Annotated in this window: 27 protein-coding genes; 12 read left to right on the plus strand and 15 right to left on the minus strand. The window is 64.3% G+C overall.

The window, feature by feature from the left end; translation table 11 throughout:
- The 3 genes from VFZ97_03010 to VFZ97_03020 all read right to left on the minus strand — a co-directional run.
- Nucleotides 1-316: GNAT family N-acetyltransferase (locus tag VFZ97_03010; GenBank protein ID HEX6392382.1), on the minus strand; the 316-nt coding region annotated here is incomplete at its 3' end.
- 99 nt (nt 317-415) lie between these two features.
- Nucleotides 416-910 carry an HIT family protein gene (locus VFZ97_03015; protein ID HEX6392383.1) on the minus strand — a complete coding sequence of 165 codons (495 nt, stop codon included), beginning with the start codon at nt 908-910 and terminating at the stop codon, nt 416-418.
- A gap of 532 nt (nt 911-1442) precedes the next feature.
- Nucleotides 1443-2957 (minus strand): TIGR03560 family F420-dependent LLM class oxidoreductase, encoded by a 1515-nt coding sequence (locus VFZ97_03020; GenBank protein HEX6392384.1) that lies wholly within the window; start codon nt 2955-2957, stop codon nt 1443-1445.
- A 116-nt stretch (nt 2958-3073) separates the two neighbouring features.
- Here VFZ97_03020 and VFZ97_03025 point away from each other — a divergent pair, with 116 nt between their 5' ends.
- Nucleotides 3074-6124 carry a hypothetical protein gene (locus tag VFZ97_03025; protein ID HEX6392385.1) on the plus strand — a complete coding sequence of 1017 codons (3051 nt, stop codon included), beginning with the start codon at nt 3074-3076 and terminating at the stop codon, nt 6122-6124.
- Nucleotides 6125-6216: 92 nt separating this feature from the next.
- Here the strand turns inward: VFZ97_03025 and VFZ97_03030 are convergent, their stop codons facing one another.
- On the minus strand, nt 6217-6624 hold the full coding sequence (locus VFZ97_03030) for a hypothetical protein (GenBank protein ID HEX6392386.1): 408 nt from the start codon (nt 6622-6624) through the stop codon (nt 6217-6219).
- Between the two features lie 112 nt (nt 6625-6736).
- Between VFZ97_03030 and VFZ97_03035 the strand changes: the two genes are divergently transcribed.
- Nucleotides 6737-7354 carry a TetR family transcriptional regulator gene (locus VFZ97_03035; GenBank protein ID HEX6392387.1) on the plus strand — a complete coding sequence of 206 codons (618 nt, stop codon included), beginning with the start codon at nt 6737-6739 and terminating at the stop codon, nt 7352-7354.
- A 13-nt stretch (nt 7355-7367) separates the two neighbouring features.
- Here the strand turns inward: VFZ97_03035 and VFZ97_03040 are convergent, their stop codons facing one another.
- The 5 genes from VFZ97_03040 to VFZ97_03060 all read right to left on the minus strand — a co-directional run bounded on the left by VFZ97_03040 (nt 7368) and on the right by VFZ97_03060 (nt 10558).
- Complete coding sequence (locus VFZ97_03040) at nt 7368-7682, minus strand: hypothetical protein (protein ID HEX6392388.1); 315 nt, start codon at nt 7680-7682, stop codon at nt 7368-7370.
- Nucleotides 7683-7748: 66 nt separating this feature from the next.
- Complete coding sequence (locus VFZ97_03045; GenBank protein HEX6392389.1) at nt 7749-9011, minus strand: RNA polymerase sigma factor; 1263 nt, start codon at nt 9009-9011, stop codon at nt 7749-7751.
- Nucleotides 9008-9340 carry a hypothetical protein gene (locus tag VFZ97_03050; GenBank protein HEX6392390.1) on the minus strand — a complete coding sequence of 111 codons (333 nt, stop codon included), beginning with the start codon at nt 9338-9340 and terminating at the stop codon, nt 9008-9010. Before VFZ97_03050 ends, VFZ97_03045 begins: the two co-directional genes overlap by 4 nt.
- A 12-nt stretch (nt 9341-9352) precedes the next feature.
- The gene (locus tag VFZ97_03055) at nt 9353-9712 is read right to left on the minus strand and encodes a YciI family protein (protein ID HEX6392391.1); all 360 of its coding nucleotides are present in this window, start codon (nt 9710-9712) and stop codon (nt 9353-9355) included.
- Between the two features lie 141 nt (nt 9713-9853).
- A complete protein-coding gene (locus tag VFZ97_03060) occupies nt 9854-10558 on the minus strand; it encodes a hypothetical protein (protein HEX6392392.1) in 705 nt (234 codons plus the stop codon).
- A gap of 202 nt (nt 10559-10760) precedes the next feature.
- On the opposite strand from VFZ97_03060, the gene VFZ97_03065 reads away from it, so the two are divergent.
- From VFZ97_03065 to VFZ97_03080, 4 genes are all read left to right on the plus strand, one after another.
- Nucleotides 10761-11717, plus strand: coding sequence for an aldo/keto reductase (locus VFZ97_03065; GenBank protein HEX6392393.1), 957 nt, complete (start codon nt 10761-10763; stop codon nt 11715-11717).
- Nucleotides 11718-11825: 108 nt separating this feature from the next.
- The gene (locus VFZ97_03070; protein ID HEX6392394.1) at nt 11826-14060 is read left to right on the plus strand and encodes a hypothetical protein; all 2235 of its coding nucleotides are present in this window, start codon (nt 11826-11828) and stop codon (nt 14058-14060) included.
- Between the two features lie 90 nt (nt 14061-14150).
- Nucleotides 14151-15557 carry a sulfite oxidase gene (locus tag VFZ97_03075; protein ID HEX6392395.1) on the plus strand — a complete coding sequence of 469 codons (1407 nt, stop codon included), beginning with the start codon at nt 14151-14153 and terminating at the stop codon, nt 15555-15557.
- Between the two features lie 230 nt (nt 15558-15787).
- A complete protein-coding gene (locus VFZ97_03080; GenBank protein HEX6392396.1) occupies nt 15788-16306 on the plus strand; it encodes a hypothetical protein in 519 nt (172 codons plus the stop codon).
- Nucleotides 16307-16361: 55 nt separating this feature from the next.
- On the opposite strand, the gene VFZ97_03085 is transcribed toward VFZ97_03080, so the two are convergent.
- Both VFZ97_03085 and VFZ97_03090 read right to left on the minus strand, forming a co-directional pair.
- Nucleotides 16362-16529, minus strand: coding sequence for a hypothetical protein (locus tag VFZ97_03085; protein ID HEX6392397.1), 168 nt, complete (start codon nt 16527-16529; stop codon nt 16362-16364).
- Between the two features lie 54 nt (nt 16530-16583).
- Nucleotides 16584-17318: a VTT domain-containing protein gene (locus VFZ97_03090; protein ID HEX6392398.1), complete on the minus strand. Its 735-nt coding sequence runs from the start codon at nt 17316-17318 to the stop codon at nt 16584-16586.
- A 176-nt stretch (nt 17319-17494) separates the two neighbouring features.
- On the opposite strand from VFZ97_03090, the gene VFZ97_03095 reads away from it, so the two are divergent.
- The gene (locus tag VFZ97_03095; protein ID HEX6392399.1) at nt 17495-17851 is read left to right on the plus strand and encodes a VOC family protein; all 357 of its coding nucleotides are present in this window, start codon (nt 17495-17497) and stop codon (nt 17849-17851) included.
- 12 nt (nt 17852-17863) lie between these two features.
- Here the strand turns inward: VFZ97_03095 and VFZ97_03100 are convergent, their stop codons facing one another.
- On the minus strand, nt 17864-19246 hold the full coding sequence (locus VFZ97_03100) for an NAD(P)/FAD-dependent oxidoreductase (GenBank protein ID HEX6392400.1): 1383 nt from the start codon (nt 19244-19246) through the stop codon (nt 17864-17866).
- A 204-nt stretch (nt 19247-19450) separates the two neighbouring features.
- On the opposite strand from VFZ97_03100, the gene VFZ97_03105 reads away from it, so the two are divergent.
- From VFZ97_03105 to VFZ97_03125, 5 genes are all read left to right on the plus strand, one after another.
- Nucleotides 19451-19780: a hypothetical protein gene (locus VFZ97_03105; GenBank protein HEX6392401.1), complete on the plus strand. Its 330-nt coding sequence runs from the start codon at nt 19451-19453 to the stop codon at nt 19778-19780.
- 28 nt (nt 19781-19808) lie between these two features.
- Entirely contained in the window at nt 19809-20072 is a 264-nt protein-coding gene (locus VFZ97_03110) for a hypothetical protein (protein ID HEX6392402.1), read from the plus strand.
- A complete protein-coding gene (locus VFZ97_03115) occupies nt 20069-20452 on the plus strand; it encodes a hypothetical protein (GenBank protein ID HEX6392403.1) in 384 nt (127 codons plus the stop codon). The genes VFZ97_03110 and VFZ97_03115 overlap by 4 nt, the downstream gene beginning before the upstream one ends.
- Nucleotides 20453-20602: 150 nt before the next feature.
- Complete coding sequence (locus VFZ97_03120; protein ID HEX6392404.1) at nt 20603-21238, plus strand: class I SAM-dependent methyltransferase; 636 nt, start codon at nt 20603-20605, stop codon at nt 21236-21238.
- A 180-nt stretch (nt 21239-21418) separates the two neighbouring features.
- Nucleotides 21419-22375, plus strand: a complete 957-nt coding sequence (locus VFZ97_03125) for a nitronate monooxygenase (protein ID HEX6392405.1) — start codon at nt 21419-21421, stop codon at nt 22373-22375.
- A 120-nt stretch (nt 22376-22495) separates the two neighbouring features.
- On the opposite strand, the gene VFZ97_03130 is transcribed toward VFZ97_03125, so the two are convergent.
- From VFZ97_03130 to VFZ97_03140, 3 genes are all read right to left on the minus strand, one after another.
- Nucleotides 22496-23836, minus strand: a complete 1341-nt coding sequence (locus VFZ97_03130; protein HEX6392406.1) for an adenylate/guanylate cyclase domain-containing protein — start codon at nt 23834-23836, stop codon at nt 22496-22498.
- A 300-nt stretch (nt 23837-24136) separates the two neighbouring features.
- The gene (locus VFZ97_03135) at nt 24137-24730 is read right to left on the minus strand and encodes a redoxin domain-containing protein (GenBank protein HEX6392407.1); all 594 of its coding nucleotides are present in this window, start codon (nt 24728-24730) and stop codon (nt 24137-24139) included.
- Nucleotides 24731-24744: 14 nt separating this feature from the next.
- A partial coding sequence (locus VFZ97_03140; GenBank protein ID HEX6392408.1) for a hypothetical protein occupies nt 24745-25010 on the minus strand: 266 nt, incomplete at its 5' end.

The following is a 25010-nucleotide window of genomic DNA, read 5'->3' on the forward strand; positions in this document are numbered from 1 at the left end:
GTAACACCTCGGGCAGGAACTCTGGGACGGACAGCCCGACGACCCCGATGGGCGCATCACGGCCATGGACCGTCGCGACCCATAACCCAAACCCGAGGGTGTCCCAATGCTCCACCTGCGATTCGACGAACGCGGCGGTCTCTTTGCCAGTGAGACCTCGTCCGAACGGGAATCGCCAGACCTCTTCCTTGGCGAACACCGCCGCCAAGGAGTCCCGGTGACTGAAGCTGACTGGAGTCAGCTCAAGGCGAGCCGAATGTGTCGGTCCGAGCCGACCGGCAGTGCGCGGCGACGACAACGCAAGGGATCGGTCCACGTCTCCAGCCTACGGATTGCTCGGGCTGAGTTTGCCCGTGACGGCCGAGTCGGGCGCGCGTGTGTCCCGACCTCGCTGTCGTGGTGGGTTCCGCCCGGATCAGTTGCTCAGCGTGTGCTCCGAGGCGTCGGTGAATCGAGCCAGGTAGCCCGCAAGGCGGCGGGACAGGGACTCGGTTGCTTCCGCGTTGCCTCTTGGCCCGTCTGGCCACCCAACGACTCGCTGCTGCCAGAACTCCCGTGGAGTGCCCGGATAGCGAGGCATGAGGTGAACATGCAGGTGCCCTGCGGCGAGACCGTCGCCGAAAACGAAGCTGTACACGTGTTCGGCCCCTTCCACCTCTACCAGCGCCCTGGCGAGGCGGCTGACCAGGACTCCTACCGCTGCCGCTTCGTCTGCGTTGAGATCGCCGAGGCCGGGCACATGACGCTTTGGCTCCACGACCAGCCAGCCGAGGGCGATGTCACTTCGGCCAAGAAGATGACAGTGGCCTGCGTACACCAAGTCGTCTGACCAGATGACACCACCTTCGACGTCGCCACCTAGCGCATGTTTCTTGCAGACGAAACATGACCTGATTGGGGTCGCGGACACACGGCCACCGTATTTCGCTCCTGTCGACCGGCGCGCCCGATTTCCCAATCTGGACGCAGCCCCCGCGGCCTTATTGCCCGGCCGAACCCGCCCGGAACGACGGATCGGGTGCTTCAATGTCAAGCAACCGTCGACGCCGAACCCGTACGCATATCGCTCCCGGAGATACCGACGGTCGTCGGACACAATCCCTCGCAGCCTACGAATCCGAAGGTCCCGCCGCGGTTCGCTATCTCGTAGCTGCGCACGCCCTGACTACTGCGTTCGAACCCAACCCGAAGCCGCCAAAGCCGCGGAAGGACGGGAGCCGACGACCGGGAGGCAGCGCACTCCATGTCGGCAGAGGGGCGGTCAGGATGTCTTGACCCCCCACTCACGCAGCCCCCTAGGGAGGGCTTTGTCACCCGACGAAGCTTTCTCAAGCGTTGTGGCCGTGGTATCGAGGGACTCGCACGGTCGTCCACGCCGAATGGGTTGACGAACCTTGACCTGGCCCGATGTACGAACGCGATCCCAATCGTTGAAGTGATCGTCAGCGGAAGGCGGCGATCACCTTTGACATCTGCTCCATCACGGAGTCGTCGAGCGGATCGGGCAGGCGCACGACCGACTCCTTCACTCCGGCGTCGGCAAGAGCACGGAAGCGACCGATGTGATCGTCGACGGTTCCTGCATTCAGATCCGCGGTAGCTCTATGCCTGGCGACGCCTCGGCCGCGTACCCCGTCAACCAATTGCGCGAGGTGGTCGTCGTCCTTCCCGACTAATGCTGTCGAGAGGTGGGTCAACTCCACCGAGGCCGGATCGCGATCCACCGCCGCGCAGTGCGCGTCGAGAACCCGGCGTTTTCGCCGAACTGTTTCGAGACTTCCCATGACGTTGGCCATGTCGGCATACCGCGCGGCCAGCCGGAGTGTCCGGCGTTCGCCGCCTCCGCCGACCACGATCGGAACGTGCTCCTGCAAAGGCCTGGGATAGCAGAGCGCTTCCTTGACGTGAAGCCGCCGACCGTCGAAAGAAGGGCTACCCGCTCCCCACAGAACCGGCAAAAGCTGCAGCGCGTCTTCCAGGATCTCGTACCGCTCCGGTGTTGGCGGGAAGTCCCACCCGTAAGCCGCATGCTCATCCCGATACCAGGCGAGGCCCAACCCGCAGACGGCCCTGCCTCCGCTCAGCACGTCGAGCGTCGCGACGATCTTCCCGAGATGGGCGACGTTTCGGTAGGTGATTCCGGTGACCAACGCTCCCAGCCGGACGCGTTCGGTGACCGCGGCGAGATAGTTCAAGGTGGAGTAGCTCTCGAGGAAGTCCTCCCACGCCCTGCCGAGCTGGGGGATCTGGCGGAAGTGGTCCATTACATATATGGCGCCGAAACCCGCTTCTTCGGCGACGGACGCGAGTGACCTCAATGCACCGCGAGTGGATGCCGCCCCGCCGGCGAAGGTGAACTGACCAACGTGAAGTCCGAATCGCAGAGACAACGGGTCGACGGACTGTCGCGCCGCGTGCGCGACCGACTCGCGGAACTGGTCGGCGACGATCCTCGCCGGCGCAGCGTCCATGACGAGATCGAAGCCCTCGTCAGGGATCAAACCCTTGACCGTCCTCCAAGCCCGCAGCTGGGACGTGATCGCTGTGGCCGGCAGAGGCTGTGGCCGGTTCCGGTTCTGCTCTCGAAGCTGGCGCTCCGGGACGTCGAAGGTTACGGCCACGCACGGGATCTGAGCCTCCTTCGCCAGGCCCAGCCACCTCTGACGTCGCTCGCTGTTTAGTCCCAGGGTGTCGATCACGGTGGATAGCCGACGCCCCAGCCGCCGCTGGACGATCTGCTCGAGCAGGTCGAAGGCGTCTTCGCTGGCTTCGATGTCGTCCTCGCCCGATCCGACCATTGCCCTCAGCCGGTCGCTCGACACCACCAACTCGGGCGGAAAATTGGCCAGCGCCCATGTGGACTTCCCGGAGGCGCCGGGGCCGACCAGGATGACGACGCAGGGCGACGGAAGGACTATGGCGCCCGAGTTGGGAGCAGGTTCCGTCGCTTCCGGCATGCCGCCCATGCTGCTCTGAAACCAATACGGGTGGCCAGCCGTTCGAAATTTCCCAACCGGGCTGGATATTTCATAAATAGGACGAACAGAACAAGTAGGAGGTTCGGGCCTCGGCGGTGAATTACATGTCCATGGGCAGGCGTTTGGCGTGGCGCGCAGTTGTGTTCGTTGTGGTCGTGGGGCTCACCACCGGAATGGCGGCGTCCCTGTTGGGGGCCCGGCACGGCCAGTACCGGGGTCTCCCGTCGGGGACCTACTGGGATCAGCAGGCTGACGCGGAGGCCAAATCGTCATTGGGCTCGGGCCTCTCGACGCTCTATGAGGGAAACACCGATCAGACCTTCCTTAACCTGACCCAGCAAGCTGCGAGCCTGCAGGCGACGGGGCACGCGTGGCGCAACGCAGGACCGTTCGGGGGAGTTGTCGACATTCCGAACATCGGCAGCGGGAACGAGTTGTTCGGGCCGGTCGACGGGATCGGGACTGCCATAGCCGTCGATCCCACCGACCCGACGGGCAACACGGTCTACCTCGGCACCATCGGCGGCCTGTACAAGACGACCGACGGCGGCCACACCGTTCGCAACATTGCTGACGGCCAGATGGCGCGGGACTCGATCGGGGCGATCGCAGTTGACCCGAACGACTCGAAGACGGTGTACGCCGGCACCGGGGTTTCCATTTTCACCTTGAGCGACGATGCAGCCGGGACGGGCGTGTACGTCAGCCACGACGGCGGCGGCACATGGGCCAGGCCGTCGGCCAACACCCACGGGTACGGGGTCAATTCCATCGCCGTTACTCCCTCGGGTGACGTCCTGGTGGGCACGACCTACGGGCTGTGGCGTTCCACCGACAACGGACTCAGCTTCCACCAGGTACCTCTGCCGGACAACGCCAACCACACCGGTCCCGCCGCGCATCCGCTCGGCAGCTGGGTGACCTCGATCGTCGTCAACCCGACGGATGGCCAGGAGGTCACCGCCGCGGTCGGCTTCGCGTTCGGCAAGAAGGTCTACCCGGGTGGCGACGTGATCGCTCCGGGCAACGGGCTCTACCGGTCGACGAACGGCGGCGCGAGCTTCTCCTACCTGCCGAGCACGTCGCAGTTCACCTGGCCGGGAGCCAGCTCCGATCCGTTCGGCCGGACCACGCTCGACTACTCGACGGTGCCGGGATCCAAGGGCCTCATCTGGGCGCTCGTGTCGGACGCGGGCAAGGCGTCCGGGAACCACACGTGCGTCGACACGCCCGCTGTGCCTGTTTGCCTCGACGGGAACTCCTCACTCAACGGCCTGTACCGCTCGGCGGACGATGGGAGCACGTGGCAACTCGAGGCCACCTCGCAAACGCTGGCGGCTGCGACGGGCGGAACGACTTCGGCTGCTGGCAACGCGATCTCGTACGGAGCGGGCGTTCAATCGTTCTATAACAACTGGGTTCTGGCCGACCCGGAGGATCCCAACCGCGTGTACATCGGGCTCGAGGAGGCTTTCACCGGAGAGTTCCACGACGTGACCGGGATGCTGCCGGTGCCGTCGATGACCTGGACCGCGATGGAGAAGTACGCCAACGCGTGCGGATTCCTGACCTACTTCAACACCATACCGAACAACAACGGGATCGCGTGCCCGTCGGTGATTCCCGAGTACGGCGGCGGCTCCACCCATCCCGATCAGCACAGCGCCGCGATCACGTTCACCCCGACGGGGCTGCGCCTCTACAGCGGCAACGACGGAGGTTGGTGGGCACAGGACGCCCACATGGTGACGGACGCGACCGGCGTCGGGTACCAGGGATTCGACAACGTCTCTTGGCGCTCACTCGGGCTACCCGCGACGGTGCTGCCCTGGGACGTGACCCGGCTGCAGGACGGATCGTTGCTCCTTGCCTTGCAGGACAACGGCGTCGCGCACGTTCGTCCCAACGGAACCGCCTATCAAGTGTGCGGTGGGGACGGCGTGTACGTCTTCCCCGGGGCCAACGCGCAGTCCTACTACTGCGGCATCGATGGGCAGACCATCCTGGCCACCACCGACGACATGGCACACACGATCACGGTCACCCCGACGAACAACGCGACGGGAGCCACGTTCCTCTCCCCCTGGACCGTCGACTCGAACGATTCCAATCACCTGCTTGCTGCAGCCGGCAACGTCGACGAGACGACGCAGGGGCCGCAGACCAACACATACGACCCGACCGACACGGAGCTGCTGAATTCGTCGTGGCAGACGGTGTTCACGCCGCCGGCCGCGCCGCACGGATCGTGGGACTCCTCGACCGTGTACACCAACGGTCCCGTCAGCTACGTGGCGTTCTGCTCTCCGTGCCGCCCGTCGTTGGCAACCGGCTCGGTCGAAAACGCCTCCATCGTCACACCGAGGATCGCAACCAACGTCAAGCCGCAGTGCAAGGCGGCGGAGTTGGCCACGGCGTGCTGGCACATGGCGGCCAGCAAGGGCCTTCCTCATGAGCAGGTGAGCGGTATCGCCGTCGATCCGCTTGACCCCAACACCATCTACGTGAGCCTGCGCCAGATGATCGTCATGGGTGCCGATCCCAAGGTGACCGGGGGCCAGAAGGTGATGGTCAGCCACGATGGCGGCGACAACTTCACCGACCTGACCGGCAACCTGCCCCAAGCGGATTCTCATCGGATCGCGCTCCGAAAGGGACAGTTGTTCGTGGCGACAGACGTCGGCGTGTTCACCGCTCCGACAACTGCACCTCCTGCAAGCATCCAGTGGAAGCGTTTCGGTACCGGTCTTCCTCAGGTGACCTACCGGAGCATGCAGCTCGACCCGACCGGCAGGTACCTGACCCTCGGGGCATACGGCCGGGGCGCCTGGACCTATGACTTCGGTGGTCAACCGCGCTCGTTCGTGCACGCCACGCCTTTGCAAACGTTCGTCAACGGTCGCGCCGCGAGCGCACCCGGCTCCGGGAGCACGGGCACGGTCGCCGCGCAACAAGCATCCCCGCGTCCGGGCAACCTCTCGTCGGCGAGGCTGAACGCGAGGCTTTCCTCGGCGGACCGCCATCCCTCGACCCCGCTGGTCTTGACCGCCGCACTCCTCCTCGCGCTGGCTGGGTCAGGCACGCTCAACGCGGGCTATCGGAGGGTCAAGAGCAAGAGGGGAAGTAACTCGAGAAGAAGTATTTAGAGAAAAGGAAAGAGGGCCGCTCCTGGGGGAAGGGCGGCCCTCTCGTTGCGCCCCGGGGGGAAGGGCGACAAGTTGTGTTCTCGGAATGGCCGTTAGGCGGCCAGCACCAGCGAGGCGGAATCCTCGAACAAGAGATCGGTGAAGATCTGGTCGAACAAGGCCTGCACGACCGCGCGGGCTGCGCTGTAGAACCGGTTGGAGCGCATCGAGTCGAACCGCCCGAGGTGGGTGAGCGGGCGGATCCCGATCTCGCTCTTGGTCGACGACCAGGGCGAGACGACGATCTCCACCTTGACCGTGGGGATCAGCGGCGAGCCGGTCCGCAGGCTTCCGCGGTAGTAAACGGCTCCGGCGAGTCCGTTCCCGGACCGCTCGTTGATCTGGAGGCGGGCCCGCCCGGAGGTGATCTCCTGGCCCGACAGGGCGCCCACCGCGTCGGCCAGGTCCCCGAACTCGATCGGCTCGACCTGTGACACGAACGCAGACTGGATCTCGATCATCGCACAACTCCCAATGTCGTTGGCACTGAGTGTCAGTATAGCAGTTGGTAGCCGAAGATCAACCCAGTGCCGGTGTGACATCCGATACACCCCCTAGCGGTACGATGGACGCATGGGGGAATCCGAGACCATGACCCTCCGTGAACGCAACAAGGCGCGGGCCCGCGCAGATATAGCGGACACCGCCCTCCGGCTGTTCCACGACCGGGGATTCGAGGGGGTGACCGTCGATGAGATCGTCAGGGCGGCCGGGGTCTCGAGGCGGACGTTCTTCCGTTACTTCGAAACTAAGGAGGACGCTCTCCTTGCCGACTATCCCGAGCTGAACACCCGGCTCACCGAGACCCTCGAGGGCAGCGACTCGGACGAGGCGATGCTGGCCATCCGGGACGGCATGCACGAGATGGCGAAGTGGTACATAGACCGCTCAGACGCGGTGCTTGCGCGTTCCAAGGTGATCCGGGACACGCCGATCAACCTGGCGGCGCGGAATCTCGAGTTCCTGACCCAGTGGGAGCAGGCGATCGCCAACGCCGTCGCGAGACAAATCGGATCGGATGCAAGTGACCTGCTGCCGCGCACGGCGGCGGCGATGATCGTCGCCGCCTTCCGTGCCGCGCTGACTCAGTGGGTGCGTTCGTCGTGCGGCCGCAGCCTCCACGATCTGATCGATGAGGCGCTCGACCTGATCGAGGACGGCCTGCACGCTCCGCTATCGACGCGTCGTTGATCCGAGTGAGGGTTCAGCCCATCGGCAACGCTTCGTAAACCTCGACCGATCCGCCGCCGGCGAGCACCGGACAGCCTTTCGCCTTGTCGTTCGCGTCGGCGAGTGTGGTGGCATTGATGATCGAGTAACCGCTGAGCGCCGAAGCGCCGCCGTCTTTGACCGAACCGTTCGATGCGAGCGTCGAGGCGGGTCCGAACGGGGCGCCGCCGTCGACGACTGCCTCGCCGAGCGAACCGAACCAGTTCATCCACGCTTCCATCTGCTTCTGCTGCTCTTCGGGCGTCTCAGCCATCGAGCCTCCCTTGTAGGCGAGCAGGTACTTGGCCATGTCAGTTGTCCTTTCTGTTAGGTGGTCTGTGTTCTTCCAAGGGGATCAAGAAAAAAGTTCAGGCTGTCACGAAGCCCGGTCCGACCGGCATTGTTCGAGCCGGCCGGCGAGGAAGCGGCGGTCGGATGGATTGGTCGCCAGGTCAATGGCCTTCTCGTAGTCGCGCTCCGCCTGGGAAAACCTGCCGCAGCGCCGGCACAAGTCCGCCCGCGCGGCCCACAGGAGGTGGTAGTCGTCGAGGGTCGGATCCTCGAACAGAGGCTCCATTTCTGCGAGCCCGGCCTCGGGTCCGTCGCGCATTGCGACCGCTACCGCGCGGTTGAGCGCGACAACAGGAGACACCGTTACCGCGAAAAGCCTGTCGTACGACCCGACGATCGCGGGCCAATCGGTTTCCTCCCAGGTGGCTGCGAGCGCGTGGCGTGCGGCGATCTCGGCTTGAAGGGTGAGCGGCCCAGGTTCACCGAGCCCGCGCGCAGTCTCGAGCGCCGCAACGCCTGCAGCGATCTGTGGTCGATCCCAAAGCGAACGATCCTGATCGGGCAACAGGACTAGGTCGCCGTCGTCGTCGACCCTCGTCGCGCGCCGCGACGCGTGTAGCTCCATCAGCGCGAGAAGGCCGTGCACCTCTGCCTCTTTGGGAAGGAGACTCGTGACAAGACGGCCTAGCCGGAGTGCTTCGTCGCATAGTTCGTCCCTTTGAGCGGAGGGGCCATCCGCAGGCGCGTAGCCCTCGTTGAACACGAGGTACACGACACTCAACACGGCAGGCAGGCGTTGCGGCCATTCATCTTCGGGTGGTGTCTCGAAGCCGACGTCCGATTCGTTGAGGGTTCGCTTGGCCCGGGTGATGCGCTGGGCAATCGTTGCTTCGGGCTGGAGAAATGCCCGTGCGATCTCCCGTACTGAGAGGCCGCACACCATTCGCAGGGTGAGCGCGGCCTGGGCTTCCGGGCTCAGCACCGGGTGGCAGCAGGTGAACATCAACCGGAGCCGATCGTCGATGATGCCGAGACCGGGCGCCGGCTCTTCGTCCTGTTCCGAGAGGAGGGAGATCGCTTGAATCTGTGTTGCCCTTCTGGCCTCGTCCCGGACATGGTTGATCGCTCGGTTTCGCGTTGCCGTCAGCAGCCACGCGCCTGGACGGTCAGGGACTCCAGAGAACGGCCACCGTGACAAGGCGCTTGCCATCGCGTCCTGGACGACTTCCTCGGCTACCGAGAGGTCGCCGGTGATGCGGGCCGCCGCGGCGACCAGCTTGGGCCACTCGTCTCGGAAACACGCCGAGAGGGCAGCTCCTGCATCGGTCCTGGTTCCGGATTCGCTCACGGGATGTGCGCCTTTGGGTCGACCGGCAGTACCCGGACCTCACCGTGGGTCGTTTCGGGGCACGAGCGGGCGATCGCCACCGCAGCTTCGATGTCGGGCGCGTCGATCAGCAGCCATGAGCTGACATGATCAGAGCCGGGTGGCACGTCAAGGACGCTCATGCGGCCGTCGACCGTTCTGATCCGCAACGCCTGGCCGTCGATGCTGCCGCCTTCGAGCACGATGCCCGAGCCGCGCAGGTCGGAGACCCACGCTGCCAGCAGCCCGGTCCGCCGGCCGAGCTCCGAGGCCGACGCGGCCGAACCATCGTCTCCACCGAGCAGCAGCACGAACTCCACGCCTTAGCCCGCGTCCATTCCCGAGCCCATCTCCATTTGCTCTCGGACCTCTATCGCTCCGTAGCCGGCCGCCGGGCAGTCCTTGGCGATTTCGACGGCTTCTTCAAGAGACCCGGCTTCGACGACGAAGTAGCCGCCGATCACCTCCTTGGTCTCGATGTACGGTCCGTCGACGGTGCTCACCTTCCCGCGCCGCTTCCGAACGGTGACGCTTTGAGCCGTCGGCTGGAGAGGTGCCCCGCCCTTGAGCTTTCCCTTACCTACCAGGTCGGACGCGTACTTCCCCATCTCGGCCATGACCTCGTCGCGCTTCGCCTTGCTCGCGCCGGCGCCGCCCTCCCAGATGACGAACAGATACTCCACCCGGCCTCCTTTGGATCGCTCACCCAATACGACACCGCAGACTGGCCGGATTCGACAATTAACTTGGGACTTTTGTCAGGGCGGGACTTTCGTTCCCTTGGTCGGCGGAGGTCGATGACGCCGGCTTGAGTGGGGCTCGCGTTAGGAGCTGGGCAAGACGAGGTCCGCCGGTGGGGGCTGGATGTGCACGGGCTGCCCGTAGTTGGTGAAATCGACAGTAAGTGCCACGGACTCGACCTGGCCCGGCGGTCCCATGTTTTCCTTGAGCGCTGTGCTCAGTCGGCGGACCAAGTCCGACCTGTCCACCCAAACCTGTATCGAGACCGGACCTGTCGTCTCGGATTGATCTGAGGACCCCCCGCCGCCCAAAGCGTCGATGAGGCTGGATGATCCCAGCAACTGATACTCGTCGGTCGCCACACCGCCGACCGTAGAGGTTCCGACGAAGTGGACGTTCGTTGCCCTGGATTTCAACGCGTCAAACAGCTTTCCTGGATCGGGTATCTGAGACACCGATGACGACGAGTCCTCTTTGATCCAGTGCCCGGGCGGCACCGAGCCACCCAGCTGCAGCAGGCCGCCCAGGCCGGTGGTCGACTCCCATGAGTCGCCGCCGATTCGGATGACTTCGAAGGAGATCTCCTGAGGGGCAGTGCCCCCTTGCGTCGGCAACGCGCCGAACAGTGTGCCTGCCAAGCGGGCGCTGTCCGCCGAGAGGTCCACGTCACCCGACAACTTTGCACTGTTCGCAGCAAGAAATGGGGTGCCGCTCAAGGAGCTGAGCTTCTCGGTCGCGCTGAGGTGGAACGTGGACGCCGCCTCGGACTTGGTAGCTGCCGAAACCATCACCGTCTCTGCTCCGTTGGCCCCTCGAGCCGAGCCGGAAGCGCAACCGGGCATTGCCAGAGCTGCCAGGATAGAGACGGCCCCGTGCCGGATCATTTTGCGATTCATAAGCGGTCCCTCCGCGGGTCCCTTGAGCCGCCTACCGTGAGTTATCGGGTCCAACCGGGTGAGGATTGAGGAAAGTCGTCTAGCTTTGCCTCGAGTGCTGGTCACCCTTGGTCGCTCCGGGCTCATGGCGAGTCGCATCGGGCTTGGTCTCGCAGCCCTCGGGCGGCCCGGATATATCAACCTCGGCCATGCCTCCGATCTCGCTGGCCACGCGACCGTTACAGGCTTGGAGGAACTCGCCGTCGAAGTCCTCGACGCAGCGTTCGCCGGAGGTGTCCGTTACTTCGATGCCGCCCGGTCGTACGGGCAGGCCGAGGCCTTCTTGGCGTCTTGGATCCAACGAAGAGGCCTGGGCCCCAGAGATATAACCGTCGGCTCGAAATGGGGCTACACCTACACCGCCGGCTGGCGCACCGACGCGAAGGTCAATGAGGTCAAGGATCTCTCGTTGCCAGCTCTGCAACGACAGTGGAGCGAGAGTAAGCAGCTGCTCGGGACGAGTCTCCGGCTCTATCAAATCCATTCGGCGACACTCGAGAGTGGGGTATTGAACGATAGGGGTGTGTTGGACGAGCTGGGCCGGTTACGAGATCTAGGGATGTCGATCGGCCTGACGGTCACAGGCCCGAACCAGGCCGACACGATCGAGCAAGCGGTTACTCTCGCGAGATTTGATGTCGTCCAGGCTACGTGGAATCTCCTGGAGCAATCTGCGGGCGCCGCCCTCGCCACCGCCCACTCAGCGGGTTTGGGGGTAATAGTGAAGGAGGCCTTGGCGAACGGTCGACTTACCGATCGCGGTGATCAACCCGAACTCGCGGAGCTAGCCCGCGCAGTCGGCAGCAGCCCCGATGCGGTGGCGCTTGCGGTCGCCCTGAAGCAGCCATGGGCCGATGTCGTTCTCAGCGGAGCCGCCTCAGTAAAGGAACTTCAGAGCAATCTGGGCGCCCTGCAGTTGGACTTGGACGCCCAGCTGATCGATCGGCTCTACGCCCTCCACGAGGACTCGGCCACGTATTGGAACAAGCGAGCCGCACTGCCGTGGAACTGAGCTCGAGGACGGCGATTTCCGCAGGCGGCTTTCTCGTTGAGGGTCGATTGATACGCGGTTTGGAACGACCCCTCAAACTGAGAGGCCGGCCGGTCGATAAAAGCCCATATGGCCCTGAGAAAGTGCCTTGCTTTCGTCTGCGGGGGGGCAACGCTGGCGATGCTCTCTTCGCTCGTGTACCAGTACGAGGCTTCGCCTGCCTCGGCCGAGCCGACCAACATAACCGTCGACTACACGAACCAGACGCCTTTGAACCCGTACGCCATGGCGATGGACGAGACCGGGTACCCCTCGTCCAACGTCCTTGCCACCGACCCACTCGAGCAGCAGCGCTTCAAGGCTCTCGGGCTCCGATACGTGCGGATCGCGCTGACCTACTCAACTCCCGGCAACCCGACAAGCAAGATAATTTGCGGCGGAAGTGGCTGCGACACGGGCCCGACCGGTGATCAGTGGATCGGCAGCATCAAGGGAATCGGGGCCCAACCAGTCGTCCAGGTGCCGACCAGCATCTCCTCGTCGGACGCAGCGAACTTAGTCAGACACTTCAACGTCAACCCGAGCACCGGAGTCGCCGACACCACCCTGCCCAACTACGTGAAGTACTGGATCATCGGGAACGAGCCGGACCTCAACAACTACACGGTGTCCACATACAGCGGTTACTTCAACTCCGACAACGACGCCATGAAGGCGGTAGATGCGGGCATCAAAGTGGGCGGCGGGACCACGGCCTGGTACGACTCCTCGTTCCTCCAGACCTTCCTCCAGCTGTCCGGGTCGCGCGTCGACTTCGTGGACTTTCACGGCTACCCCCAGCAGGGCTGCAGCACTTGTTCGTCCAGCACGCCGTCATCTTTGTTCCAATGGGCGCACGGCACGGGTGCCGACGTGGCCAACCTGCGGGCGATGATCCAGCAAATGGTTCCAAGTCGAGCCTCCCAGATATCGGTCGAGGTCGGCGAGTGGGCCCTCGACTGGGGAGGAAGTCTGCAGGCCAACACCAATCTCAACGCCGTGTGGAGCGCGGACGTCCTGGGGAACATCATTGCGAATGGCGGCTCTTCGATGTTCTACGGGACAAAGGGCAACGCTTTGGAGTGGGCCTCGGGATACCAGACCGACCAGGACACAGGGCAGCAAGTCTTCGAAAACCTTGACGACCCGCACGCCCCCTACCACGGCTACGGGATGTTCACAGGGGAGGGTCTCTTCCCGGGATTCGGCACCAGGCTGGCCACCGCCACAACCTCTCTTCCGAATGTCGATGTCTTTGCAAGTGACAACCCCAAGAACATCGTGGTGGTGAACAAGGATCCTTCGGTGACGCAGACCGGGGTCTTCTCTCTCGGAAACGTGTCATCAGGCACGGTCGACGTCTGGCAGAAGAACCCCACCGTCCCGTTCCAGAATCCGCCCGTTCATCTTGGATCCTTCACCTTCTCGGGTGACGCCTTCTCCTACTCTCTCCCTGCGCTTTCGGTGACGACCTTCGTCGTATACCCGGGCGCCACAAGCGTTCCGCCCGGTCCTCCCTCTTCGCCGTCCTTGTCCTGCCCCTCGGGGGTTAACCATCTGGCCGCAGGTGAGCCGTGGGCAGTCGCCGCGATGACCGCGAGAATCAACGGCCAGACGTGCCCCGGTTACTGGGTTGTGACGCGCAGCGGCGGAGTGACCTCCATCGGAGCAGCGCAGTGGCTTGGGGACATGTCCGCCCACGCGCTCAACGCCCCGATGATCGGCATTGCCGCGACTGTCTCCCGAAGCGGCTACTACCTCCTGGGCGCCGACGGTGGAATCTTCACCTTCGGGGACGCCCACTTCTATGGCTCCACCGGGGCCATGCGTCTAAACGCACCGGTCGTGGGAATGGCAGTCACACCGATTGGTGGCGGGTACTGGCTCACCGCGGCGGACGGTGGAATCTTCACCTTCGGCAACGCGCCCTTCTACGGCTCAATGGGTGGAACCCGCCTCAACAAGCCGGTCGTCGGGATGAGCGCCGACAACGGGACGGGCGGCTATTGGCTGGTTGCTTCCGACGGAGGGATCTTCACGTTCAACGCCCCCTACTACGGATCGACCGGCAGTCAGCATCTCAACCAGCCTGTGGTGGGCGTGACCCCCCAACCCGACGGCCAGGGCTACCGGCTCGTCGCCAGCGACGGCGGCGTCTTTGACTTCGGGGACGCTGCCTACTACGGGTCACTGCCCGGCCAAGGCGTCCGGAACCCGCAAGTGACCACAATGGCCGGCTCGCTCGACGGCAACGGTTACTACTTGATCAACGCCGCCGGGACTGTCTGGGCATTTGGGGATGCTCCCTACCTGGGCAACGCATAAGAGTTCGTCTGAGGCCAACCTAGGTTGTTTGGGTAGTTCATCCTCCGCAGGCGTTCCCCCGCTGGCAGGATTGGCTGGAAGGAGGGCGCCGTGAGCATCTTCGTCGTACGCCACCAACATCGCCCCGAGTCGTGTCCCGCCACCGACTTCACTTTCGGAGCGAGCCTGTTGAACCTCCTCGGCCGAACCAACGCGGCTCGGCACGGCGTGCGCATTCATGGCGAAGCGGTTGTCCAAGGTACCCACACGCTCCTCATGATCGCTGAGTCAAGCAGCGAAGAGGACCTGCTCGGCTTCCTGAGTCCACTGGCCCAAGCCGGCACCCTCGAAGTGGAGCGGGCTGCCAGCTGCGCGAGGGTGGTGGCCAACGGTGGCTGCGCCGCTGCGACACCGACACTCGATCCGCTGGTAACTGCGCTGGACCCCGAGGAGGCGTGTCAGGACGCGCTCGACGCCGGGTTGGTCGTCCACCGTGCCCATCCACTGAACGCAGAGACATCGCTTCACGCTCTGATTGGTGGTGTGGTGATGCCAAACGCTCGCTTCTATGTCCGCAACCACTTCCAGATTCCTGACCTCGACGTGTCGAGCTGGCGACTAGAGATAAGCGGCCTAATCGAAAGGCCTCTGTCCATCAGCCTCGCCCAGTTGCAAGCCATGCCGTCGACCAGCGCCGTCGTCACCCTCGAATGCGCCGGGAATGGCCGATCCGGATTCGAACCGCCCACCCCTGGTGAACCATGGGGACTCGGAGCCGTCAGCACGGCCGAATGGACCGGAGTGGCTCTCACCGAGGTGCTCGACCGGGCCGGCCTCAAACCGGACGCGACAGAAGTTATCTTCCAAGGGGCCGACAGCGGGAGCGTCGAAGAGGGCCGCGCTCCGATTCATTTCGAACGCAGCCTCCCAATCGGTCAGCTGCATGACACCGGCGCCATCCTGGCCTACGCGATGAACGGCGAGGCTCTCCCTGTCCACCACGGTTACCCGCTCCGGCTAATCGTGCCGGGGTGGTACGCGGTCGCCTCAGTGAAATGGCTTACGAGTATCCGGGTGATCGGCTGCCAGTTTGACGGCTACTACCAGGCCGAAAAGTACCAGTACGAGACAGTCACAGACGGAAAGGTCGATCGACAGCCGGTAACGCTTCAGCAGGTACGGTCCCTGATAATCGAACCTAGGCCTGACCAGAAACTCGCTCCCGGAGAAGCGGTGATCCGGGGCGTGGCCTGGTCGGGAGCCGCTCCGATCGCACGCGTCGAGGTCAGCATGGACGATGGCCCCTGGCAACCGGCCACCCTGGTAGGAGAGCGCCGACGAGGCCGCTGGCAGTGGTGGCAGTTGGCAGCGCAGTTCGATCAGCCCCGCGCTGTATCTATTCGAGCGAGGGCGACCGATCTAGCGGGGCGAACCCAACCCGCGAGCCAGCAGTGGAACGTCCAGGGCTACGGAAACAACGCCATCCAGCAGACCCAGATAACCGTGGGAGCCGGCTGACCGATACAAACAGGTCTTACGTAGCGGTTCCGTCCAGCGTGATGCTGTCGTTCAGTGGCGATCCGGTCGACGCGTTTTGGCCTGTAACCATCAACGTGTTCACATAGTGGCCGGGAGAACTGGGGCAGAACTGCACCTCAGCAACGCAACTTTGCCCTGGATTCAGGGTCGAACAATTGCTCGAGGGGACGCTGTAGACGCCGACTGGATGGACGACCACTGAGCGGACGGTGACTCCGCCACTGTTGGTGATGGTGACGTTCACGATAGGCATCGGCCAGTACGGAGGAGGCGTCGAAGGAAACATAGCCCTGGAGGGGGTGATCCGCACGCTGGCCGCCGTCACGACCGTGGGGTTCGTCTTCACGCTCACCATGGTCGTCGAAGAACGAGTCGTGCTCGGTGGTGAGGTCACTGGTGGCTGGGTTGTCACGACTGCGACCGTCGTCGTCGTCACCGGATTGACTGTCGTCGTCGATTGGGGCGCCGTCGTCGTGGTTGCCGAACCGAGCGTGGTGAGATCGGCCGGGTGCCGCCCAGCAGCCGTCGAGACCACCGCCGAGTGCTCGCCGTGGCCGACCAGGACGGTTGCGGTCAAGGCCACCACGCCGCCGACCGCCAACCCGAGTAAGACCGATCGACGCGGACGACGTCCGCGTTTCACCCGTTCTGGGTCAGTCGTCGGACGGTCCACCGTTGGACGATCGGCCCGCCCGCGCGGTTACTTGAAGCGATGCACCGCGGTTTGACGCGTAGAACGAAATGCCGGAGGCTAGAGGTCCGAAGTTCCTATCCGCCCACTCATCATCGTGGAGGCGGCATGAAGGTACCAATGTCAGCCACCTCACCGGCGATCGCCTGCACCGTCGGTCCGTCCAGTTCGTCGGCCTGGTTGATGAAAGCGTCGATGTTCTGCTCAGCTTGAACGGGATCAAGTTCGGCGTTCCGCGAAGAACTGCCAGGATCGCCCATGGGGAAATGATGCCTCAGCGCCGGCGTTGCTGAATTTCGTGGGCGTCGCAGTGTTCAGTTGTCGGCGGTTTCGCTCCTGGTCTTGTCCAGGGCGGGTAGGTCTGGTTGACGTTCGCTGACATAGGCCAGGGCCAAGCAGGCCGGGCATGCAGCTTCGAGCAACCCGCCGCTTCCATGGCGGCGGCCGCGGCGAACGAACCAGAACAACACCGCCGCGGCCAGGATGGCAGCGAGAGCAGCGATCGCCGGCCCGGTCGCCGATCGAAGGACGTGCCGGGCTGAGGACCCGAGGAAATAGCCCAGGAACAGGTGGAGCTGCAAAAAGACACTGCTACCGAGAACCAGAGCCGGAAACGCCCGGGCAAACGACATCCCCGATCCCCCCGCCGCGACCACGGTCAAGGTGCGCAGCCCAGGAGTGCCTCTGCCGACAGCAAGCGCCACCCGTCCACGCCGTTCGAGTAGCCGTTTGGCTCGGTCCAACCGGGCTGAGCTCAGTCCGACGTGCGGCCCAACCCGCTCTACGAACGCATGACCCGGCCCGCGGGCCACCAAATACAGCAAGGCAGTTCCTATTAGGGCCACGCCTTCGAATCCGACGACCGCTGCCCAAAGAGGGATGTCACCCGCGCTGACTCGAGTCCCAATCGCCAACGCGACCAAGTCGAAGGGAATCGGAATGGGAATACCCGCTTCCATCGGGACCAGAAGTCCCAGACCGCCGATGGCTCCGGCGCCACCCAAAGTGCCGGTCGCAGCCGTCACGGCGCCGAGCAACGAGTTACTCACGGCTGTCGTGGAAGTCCGCCATCCACGCTCGCGACCTGTTCGACAAGAAGCACCTCCAATCGCTGGAGCTCCAACGACTCTTCGGTGCCGACGCCAGGTGCAAATGACGCGTCGCTGCGAAGGAAGCTCGGCGCAGGCCGGCGAGTTGGTATGGCGCGGCGCCTAGGTTGAGGCATATGGGCTTGGAGTGGGAACAGACGATTATTGACGCACGAGATCCGGCTGCTCTCGGACGCTGGTGGCAGCAGGCACTCGGATGGGTGGCTGTGAATGAGGATCCGGGCGAGTTTGAGATCCGACCAGCAGCAGACCGACTCCCGGGGTTGCTCTTCGTCGCGGTCCCTGAGCCCAAGACAGTCAAGAATCGACTGCACCTCGATTTCCGCCCCGACGATAGGGACGCAGAGGTTGAGCGGATGCTCGCACTTGGCGCGACCCGGGCAGACATAGGTCAGGGAGAAGAGTCATGGGTTGTCCTCGCCGATCCGGAGGGCAACGAGTTCTGCATCCTCAGGTCCCGCCGTCAGATCTGACAGTGGGCAGGATCAACCCGGTTCGGGGGCCAGGTCCGCCTCCGGGTAGCTGTCGATGAGGCCGGAGGGTCCAGCGTACGCTGGCCGCTTGTTGAGTTTGACTCGCCGCTGATTGTCGCTGAGCAGGCGCCAGAACTCGCGCAGGACCTCGCTTCGGGTGGGTTGCCCGCGCTTGAGCAGCCGAAGGGTTGCCGTGCCGATGACCTTTGGCGTAAGAAACTCCGATGGCTTGGTCCGATGGTTGAACAGGTCGAGGAACTTTCGGGTCTCCTCCGGGTTGGTCGTGACTTTGCGCAGCGCCTCCACGAACGACACCGGAACTCGGCCGGCCGCGCCTAGATCGGTGGCGAACCAATGATGCTCTGCGGCGTCATCGTCGCGCCACCGCCACCAGTCATGCAGTGCGGCGTCTAACGGTTGCTGTCCGGCGAGGCCATCGATGATCGCTGGGGCCAGCCGGTCCACTTGACGGAGCGCGTCGCTGATGCCCTGAGCCGGGGTGGGATCCTTGAAATGGCCGGCGTCTCCAACCAGAGCCCATCCGGGACCCGCCGATTCGCGGAGGTAGCCGTCGACGTTGGTCATTCGATGAAAACGTCCGATCCGTTTGACGCCCGGCGCGCCAACAATCGCCTCCAGCGGTTCGCAACGACCGAGATAGCTCTCGAAGCTCTTCTCTACGTCGGCGCTGAACTCGGCGAGACGATCCGACGGTGGGCCGATACCGACCAGGAACGTTCCGTCGTCGCAGGGGAACCCGATCATCAGGTCGTCTTCCCACCGATGGAACCAGGTGGTGTTTTTGGGTTCGGGCCGGGTGCCTTCGAAGTAGGCCCAGTAGAAGAAACGCTCCCCGTGGGTGACGTTGTAAAAACGCGCGCCGACCAGAGAGCCGACAGTGGACCCGCGACCGTCCGCCCCGACCACCAAATCGGCATGCAGTTCGGACTCCTGCCCGTCGCTGCCGACCCGAACCCCCTTCACCCTGCCGGCCTCTCGCACGAGATTGGTCACCCGGGCGCCACATCGCACCTCGGCTCCGGCCTCTTGCGCCGCCTCCACCAAGATGGTGTCAAGGACCGGGCGGCGCACAGCCAGAGCTCCACCGGGATCGCCGCTTCGGGTGGGCCACGGCACGAGCTTGTGAATGTCTTCCACCCGCATGTCCGCCTGCAAGACGTACGGGGCGCCGGTAGCGGCAACCCGGTCAAGGACCCCTAGCCGGTCGAGAGAAGCTATCCCCTCCGTCTGGAAGAAGTGCGTTGACGGCGTGTCGCTAGGGAACCTCGCGCGGTCGACCACCGCCACCCGCAATCCTGCCCGGGCCAACTGGATCGCCAGCGGCGAGCCGGCGCAACGGGCCCCTACAACAACTACGTCGAACCGATCGGACATCGGCACCCCCAAGCTCGAGGAGTAGTGCTGATCTAACCCGGGAGTCTCCACCCGTCACTGGGCTTGCCGCAAGCGTTGTGACATAACGCACTCCAACCGTGCTCTGGCGCGTATCCGGGCCCGCTCCACAGTCCGGGCCATAGGTTGCCTGGTACTGATCACGGGCGGAGCAGCCTCGCCCCGATGCTTATGCGAGACTGGCACGTGGTCAACTTCGAGCGCTTAGACGAGTTTCCCAAAGCTCTGCTGTCTTCGGTGCTTGAAATGCTCGCCGAACGGAAGGTTAACCATCCGGGCGCGGCGCTGACACTGTCACCGGACGACCTCGCTTCTTCTTGGGATCTAGTAGCTGAGTCTGCAGCGTTGCCCGATCCTCCAGGGCGGCCAGATTCGAGCGAAGAAGTCGCGAGCGCATACTGGTTTGAGCAAGCGCTGGGCGATCTGGTCGGCAGTGGGTTTCTGTCGGAACTCGAGGACAACACGTTTCGTGTCTTAGACCTTGAGGGCTTGTTGCGCCGCCGTTCTGCCTTGTGAGTAGTACCAGCGGTGCTACCGTGAGTCTATGGCTGTAGTGAAGCGATCCGTGTCGATTGACTCTGAAGTCGCCGCCGCCGCCGAGGAGGCCGCCGCCGAGGATGGTGTCTCCTTTAGCGCTTGGCTGTCGGAAGCGGCATATCGTCAACTTCTAGTACGGGAAGGCCTTCGTGGAGTCGCCGAGTGGGAGAGAGCCGCTGGCGCTCTCACCCCAGATGAGCTGGCGGCCGGCGAGATCCTCCTTGACCGACTCATATCGGGCGCTACCCGCAAGCGGGCACGGAGTGCATGAGCACCGGCCTGACCTACGACACGGGAGCTTTGGTCGCCGCGGAGCGGGATGACCGGATCGTGTGGTCGCTTCACCGGGCTGCTCTCCGGCGAGGTCTCCCTCCAACGGTGCCCGCGGGAGTGCTCGCTGAGGGTTGGCGCGGCGGCCCGCAAGCGAATCTGTCGCGCCTATTGAAGGGCTGCGATGTCGAGGATCTAACTAAGGACCAGGCCCGTGCGTTGGGGGCCTTGGCGGCTCGGGCTGATCACGACGACGTCGTTGATGTCTCGGTTGTCGAGGGAGCCGTTCGCCGAAACCATGCCGTGGTCACCTCGAACCCGGGCCACATTCGCAAAGTTGCCACTGCGGCTGGAGCTGACATGGCGATCCACATCGTTTGACGTTCTGTACTTGATATCGACGCTCCCTTTCGCCACCGGGGCGCCGCTGAGCACGATTCTGCGCTCGTGTTATGCATTTCCCGCAGCGATATCGACCGAGCGGATTATCGTCTTGGCTGTGGGGTCACCGCAAGGAGCGGAGGTGTCGGGATGAGCATGATCGCGAGTCAGTTCGGACGGCCTCGCGGCCCGCTCGGACGGCTAGTCGGTCGGATTATGGCGAAGAGCAACGCCTCGTTCAGCGTGTGGGTCGTTGGCGAAATCGAAACGGCTTACCCGACTGAGGCCTCGCGGATCGTCGAGCTTGGTTCAGGTCCAGGGGTAGGGCTGCAGGAAACTTTGCGCTTGTTCCCGAATGCACAGGTCTGGGGCATCGATCCGTCGCGCGAGATGCTGTCCCAGGCGCGCAAGCGGAACGCCTCGGCGATCAACAGAGGTCGGCTCAATCTCATTCATGGCGACCCAGGCTCGCTCGAATCTTTGGGGCCAGTTGACATCATCTTCGCTAATCATGTTCTGTACTTTTGGCATGAACCTGTAAAGGAACTCCGACGACTGAGACAGGCAGTGCGGAACGGTGGTCTGGTCGCTCTTGGCTATCAGCTAAAGGGGAATATGCCGACGATGGCCCAAACACAGTTCCCACGCTTGGGTCACGTCCTGTACGCGACAGAAAGCGATGTGGAGGCGCTGTATCGGGATGCTGGCTTCGGATCCGTTATCCACCGTGTCAAGGGCTCGACTGAGAAGCCGGAAGGGCGACTCACCTTCGCGCTGACCGAGTAACCGGTCTCGTTCAGGAAGCGCCGAATGCCGAGTATCGTGTCGCGGGTCAAGACCAGCATGCTCATGACTTGATGCGCTGACGTTCGGCGTTCGAGTTCCCCATCCTTGCGATCGGTGCTCGACCACCGACGGAGGTTCGCCTTCCAGCCTCGATGACCGGTCAGCGAATAGCCTTGCGTAATGACCTTCGCTACCTCGTACACGTCGCTGGTGGGATGCCGGGTGCCGATTCAGCAGGCGCCGATGGGTTCGGTGTCTACCCCCGAGCTGGCCGTCGCTGTCGCCGATGCCGGTGGTGTCGGGAGCATTACGGCTCTGGGCGCACCGGCCGAAGTTCTGGACGGGATGGTGGCGAACATGGTCGCCCGAACCAGCGGGGCGCTAGCCGTTAACTTCCTTACCGAACAGATCGACCGGGACGCGCTAGCGGCGGCTGCCTCTCGGGTCCGGGTTATCGACTTCTTCTGGTCCCAGCCCGACTCGGCCCTTGTGGAGGTCGCTCACCAAGGCGGTGCTTTGGCGTGCTGGCAGGTGGGCTCTTTAGAGGAGGCCTTGGCGGCAGTCGAGGCAGGGTGCGACATCGTGGTGGCTCAGGGGACTGAGGCGGGCGGTCACGTGTGGGGCCAGACCTCACTGCGGCCCCTATTGGAGTCGATACTGGCCAGGGTCGAGGTTCCAGTCCTGGCCGCCGGGGGAATCGGTAGCGCCGCCACTTTTCGCGCCGTGATGGAGGCTGGGGCAGCGGGGGCAAGGATAGGCACCCGCTTTGTTGCGACCGTTGAGTCAGGAGCGCACCCGGACTACAAGCAGGCCATCGTCAAGGCAACAGTGGACTCGACCGAGATCACTGACGCGTTCTCCGTGTGCCCGCTGTGCGCGGTGCTGCCCCGGGCGCGGGTCCTGCGATCATGCATCCACGCGCTAAGCCAGTTACCAGGCGACACGGTCGGCGAGACCGTGCTCGGTGGGCAAACCATCACGTTGGCCAAGGGCCATGGTCTTCCGCCAGGGTCGGCCGCGAGAGGCCACATCCAGGCGATGGCCATGTACGCGGGGGAATCCGCCGCCGACGTTCATGACATCGTGCCGGTTCAGGAAATCATCGAATCGTGGTGGCCCGACCGCCTCAGTCGGTGAAGCACACCTCTCAAGCGCCGAACGCCGACTACTTGTACGATGCTTGAAGCAACGAGTAGCGGAAGGCGCTGATGTTCTGGCAGGTTGAGCCCGGTGTGATCACGCCTTTTGCTTTTGGTGTCAACTCACCACGGCGAGTAGGCGCCAAGATCCCGGCAAGCCTTTTAGTTCGTGTTCACCGCGGTCTTCGAACTCGATGCCGGAGCCGGCGCTGAGGTCCTTGACAGTCGAGGATACGAGAACTTCGTTGGCTTGTGCGGACGCACATACTCGCTGGCCTAAGTGCACCGTGATGCCTCCAATGTCCTCGCCGCGACGCTCGACTTCGCCGGTATGGACGCCGACTCGAACCTCAAGGCCGAGACGTCGCGCGCCGTCTCGTATGGCGCAGCCGCAATGGATGGCGCGGGCAGGACCATCGAAGGTGGTAAGAAAACCGTCGCCAGTAGTTTTGATCTCTCGCCCGCCGAACCGCTCCAGCTGGCGGCGGACCATCGCGTCGTGCGCGTCGAGACGATCCCGCCAAGCGCGGTCACCCAGGGCAGCGGTGGCTCGGGTCGATGCAACGATGTCGCTGAACAGCACCGTCGTGAGCACCCGATCGGCGACTGGGTTCGTGGTGCGCGCTCCGGTCAGGAACTCCTCGATCTCATCGACGACGGCGTCTGCGTCTCCCGCGAAGTAGAACTCATCGGTCCCGGCAAGCTCGACGTAGCGGGCGCCGGGGATGTGCTCGGCCAGGTAGCGGCTGTCGGCTGGATTGACCACCCGGGCGTTGGGGCGGCACAGCACCAGTGTTGGAGCGGCGATTGTGGATAGCACGGAGCGTACGTCGGTGTCGAGGATGCTTTGGTGCTGGGCCCGTGTGGCCTCGGGGCCGGCGGCTTGGCGATGAGCACGCGCCCACCAAGCCCGGATCCGCGGATCGGCAACCATGAGGCTCGCCGCCCTCTCGACGCCGTCCGGAGAGCCTGGGTCGAAAAACGCGTCCATCCAGGACTCTTGGTCAGAACGCTGGGGCGCCCAGGCATAGTCGGGAGCCCAACAGGCGCGCGCCTTTCCGTGCCAAAGCACTAGATGCGACGCCCGCTCGGGGAACGTGGCGCACAACATCATCGCCGCCGCCCCACCCAGCGAGTGGCCGAAGATGGCCGCCCTCGCCGATCCGACCGCATCCAGAACCGCCATAGCGTCGGCGACGTTCTGTTCAATCGTCAGCGGGCTCGCCAACGAGGGCCCGTCCGACAGGCCGACGCCACGCCGATCGAAACGGATAAGTCGTGCGAACGACGCCAGACGGGCGTCGAACCGGCTCCAGTGCGGCTCATCGGCGATCGAGTCGATCGAGATCCCGGAGCCCGCCATGACCCGCAGCAGATCGAATGGACCCTCCCCCAAAACCTCATACGCGATGTATCCATCAGTGGACTTCGCGTACCGGACCTTCGGCTCCTCACCCACGGCCGACCACAGCAAAAGTCTGTCTCTTCTGGCGAGGGTGCGAGGGCAAGAAAGTGCGCATGGGCATCTTGCTCAGCCTTTTCCAGCCGCGCGGCATTTCGCAGTTGTTCTTCCGCTAGCTGCCGCTCCGGCCGCTCGGTCACTGGGTCCCTTCCCAGAATCCAACCCACGACGCCACGGGAATCGAAAACCGGAAATAGTGCCCACCGCATCTCACCACGAAGGTCTTCTGGGTTCGTCCCGATACGCCCCCGACCAGGACGACATCTCGGTGTTCTTGAACCTTTTCCCGGGGCTGATCTACGCCGCGGGGAGGGGCTCGCCGGAGCGCCGGTCCCATCCGTGGAAGAACGAGTAGTCGCCGGCGGCCCAGGCCTCGCGGAGCCGAGGCGTGCCCAGATCCCAGTCCGGGCGGATCTCGGCCGTGGCCGCGCGCAGGTCGTGCCACAGGTCGTAAAAGGACGGGCGGCCCCAGAACCAGTAGCCGTTGTAGATGCTGTGGATGACCAGTCCGGGCTTGAGCACCAGGGTGTGGGGGATCATCGGGTCGTGCTCGGGGTCGGTGTACTCGGCGATGTCCAGGTCCTTTTGGATGATCCGGCCGGGGTCGGACAGGAAGGTCCACTGGGCGCCGACCGAGTTGCGGAAGTTCTGCAGGGTGTGGTGGTCGTCGGTGGCGATGGTGACGATCTGGGTGTAGGACGCCGCTATCTTCGGGTAGTGGGCGGCCAGTTCCAAGTGCTGGTGGTGTTCTTTGGGGCAGTAGTGGCCGCGGGCCAGGGTCAGGATCATCGGGTCGCGGCCCTGCAGTTCGCCGAGCGTGCGGACGGTGCCGGTGTGGTCGGGCAGCGCGTAGTCGGGGAAGGCGCCGCCGGGGATGATGTCAGAACGCATGGGATGACCGCCTCTCATGTGGCGTCGCGGACGGGGCCTGCGGGACGGGCGTGGTCGAGGAGTTCGTCGACGGTCCACTGGTCGTAGGCGTGCCGTCCGTAGTGGAGCGCGGTGATCCGCCCGTCCGGGGCGATCAGGAACTCTGCTGGCAGCCCGAGGCGGCCTCCGGTGGGCTTGACCGGTCCGAGCACGCCGCGCTTGGTGCTGTGGTTTGCCAGCGCGGCGGCCTGGCCTCTGATCGCCGCGCCCAGGGCGCGCGGGCTGGTCAGCGAGCCCGGCC

The sequence above is a fragment of the Acidimicrobiales bacterium genome, assembly GCA_036378675.1.
In the GTDB taxonomy this organism is placed as follows: Bacteria; Actinomycetota; Acidimicrobiia; order Acidimicrobiales; family Palsa-688; genus DASUWA01.

Coding starts and splice junctions, on each gene's coding strand:
- VFZ97_03095 (HEX6392399.1), top strand. CDS start 17,495: ATGGGCTTGGAGTGGGAACAGACGATTATTGACGCACGAGATCCGGCT.
- VFZ97_03035 (HEX6392387.1), top strand. CDS start 6,737: ATGGGGGAATCCGAGACCATGACCCTCCGTGAACGCAACAAGGCGCGG.
- VFZ97_03020 (HEX6392384.1), bottom strand. CDS start 2,957: ATGCCGGAAGCGACGGAACCTGCTCCCAACTCGGGCGCCATAGTCCTT.
- VFZ97_03115 (HEX6392403.1), top strand. CDS start 20,069: ATGAGCACCGGCCTGACCTACGACACGGGAGCTTTGGTCGCCGCGGAG.
- VFZ97_03125 (HEX6392405.1), top strand. CDS start 21,419: ATGACCTTCGCTACCTCGTACACGTCGCTGGTGGGATGCCGGGTGCCG.
- VFZ97_03100 (HEX6392400.1), bottom strand. CDS start 19,246: ATGTCCGATCGGTTCGACGTAGTTGTTGTAGGGGCCCGTTGCGCCGGC.
- VFZ97_03040 (HEX6392388.1), bottom strand. CDS start 7,682: ATGGCCAAGTACCTGCTCGCCTACAAGGGAGGCTCGATGGCTGAGACG.
- VFZ97_03060 (HEX6392392.1), bottom strand. CDS start 10,558: ATGGTTTCGGCAGCTACCAAGTCCGAGGCGGCGTCCACGTTCCACCTC.
- VFZ97_03070 (HEX6392394.1), top strand. CDS start 11,826: ATGGCCCTGAGAAAGTGCCTTGCTTTCGTCTGCGGGGGGGCAACGCTG.
- VFZ97_03085 (HEX6392397.1), bottom strand. CDS start 16,529: ATGGGCGATCCTGGCAGTTCTTCGCGGAACGCCGAACTTGATCCCGTT.
- VFZ97_03120 (HEX6392404.1), top strand. CDS start 20,603: ATGAGCATGATCGCGAGTCAGTTCGGACGGCCTCGCGGCCCGCTCGGA.
- VFZ97_03135 (HEX6392407.1), bottom strand. CDS start 24,730: ATGCGTTCTGACATCATCCCCGGCGGCGCCTTCCCCGACTACGCGCTG.
- VFZ97_03030 (HEX6392386.1), bottom strand. CDS start 6,624: ATGATCGAGATCCAGTCTGCGTTCGTGTCACAGGTCGAGCCGATCGAG.
- VFZ97_03110 (HEX6392402.1), top strand. CDS start 19,809: ATGGCTGTAGTGAAGCGATCCGTGTCGATTGACTCTGAAGTCGCCGCC.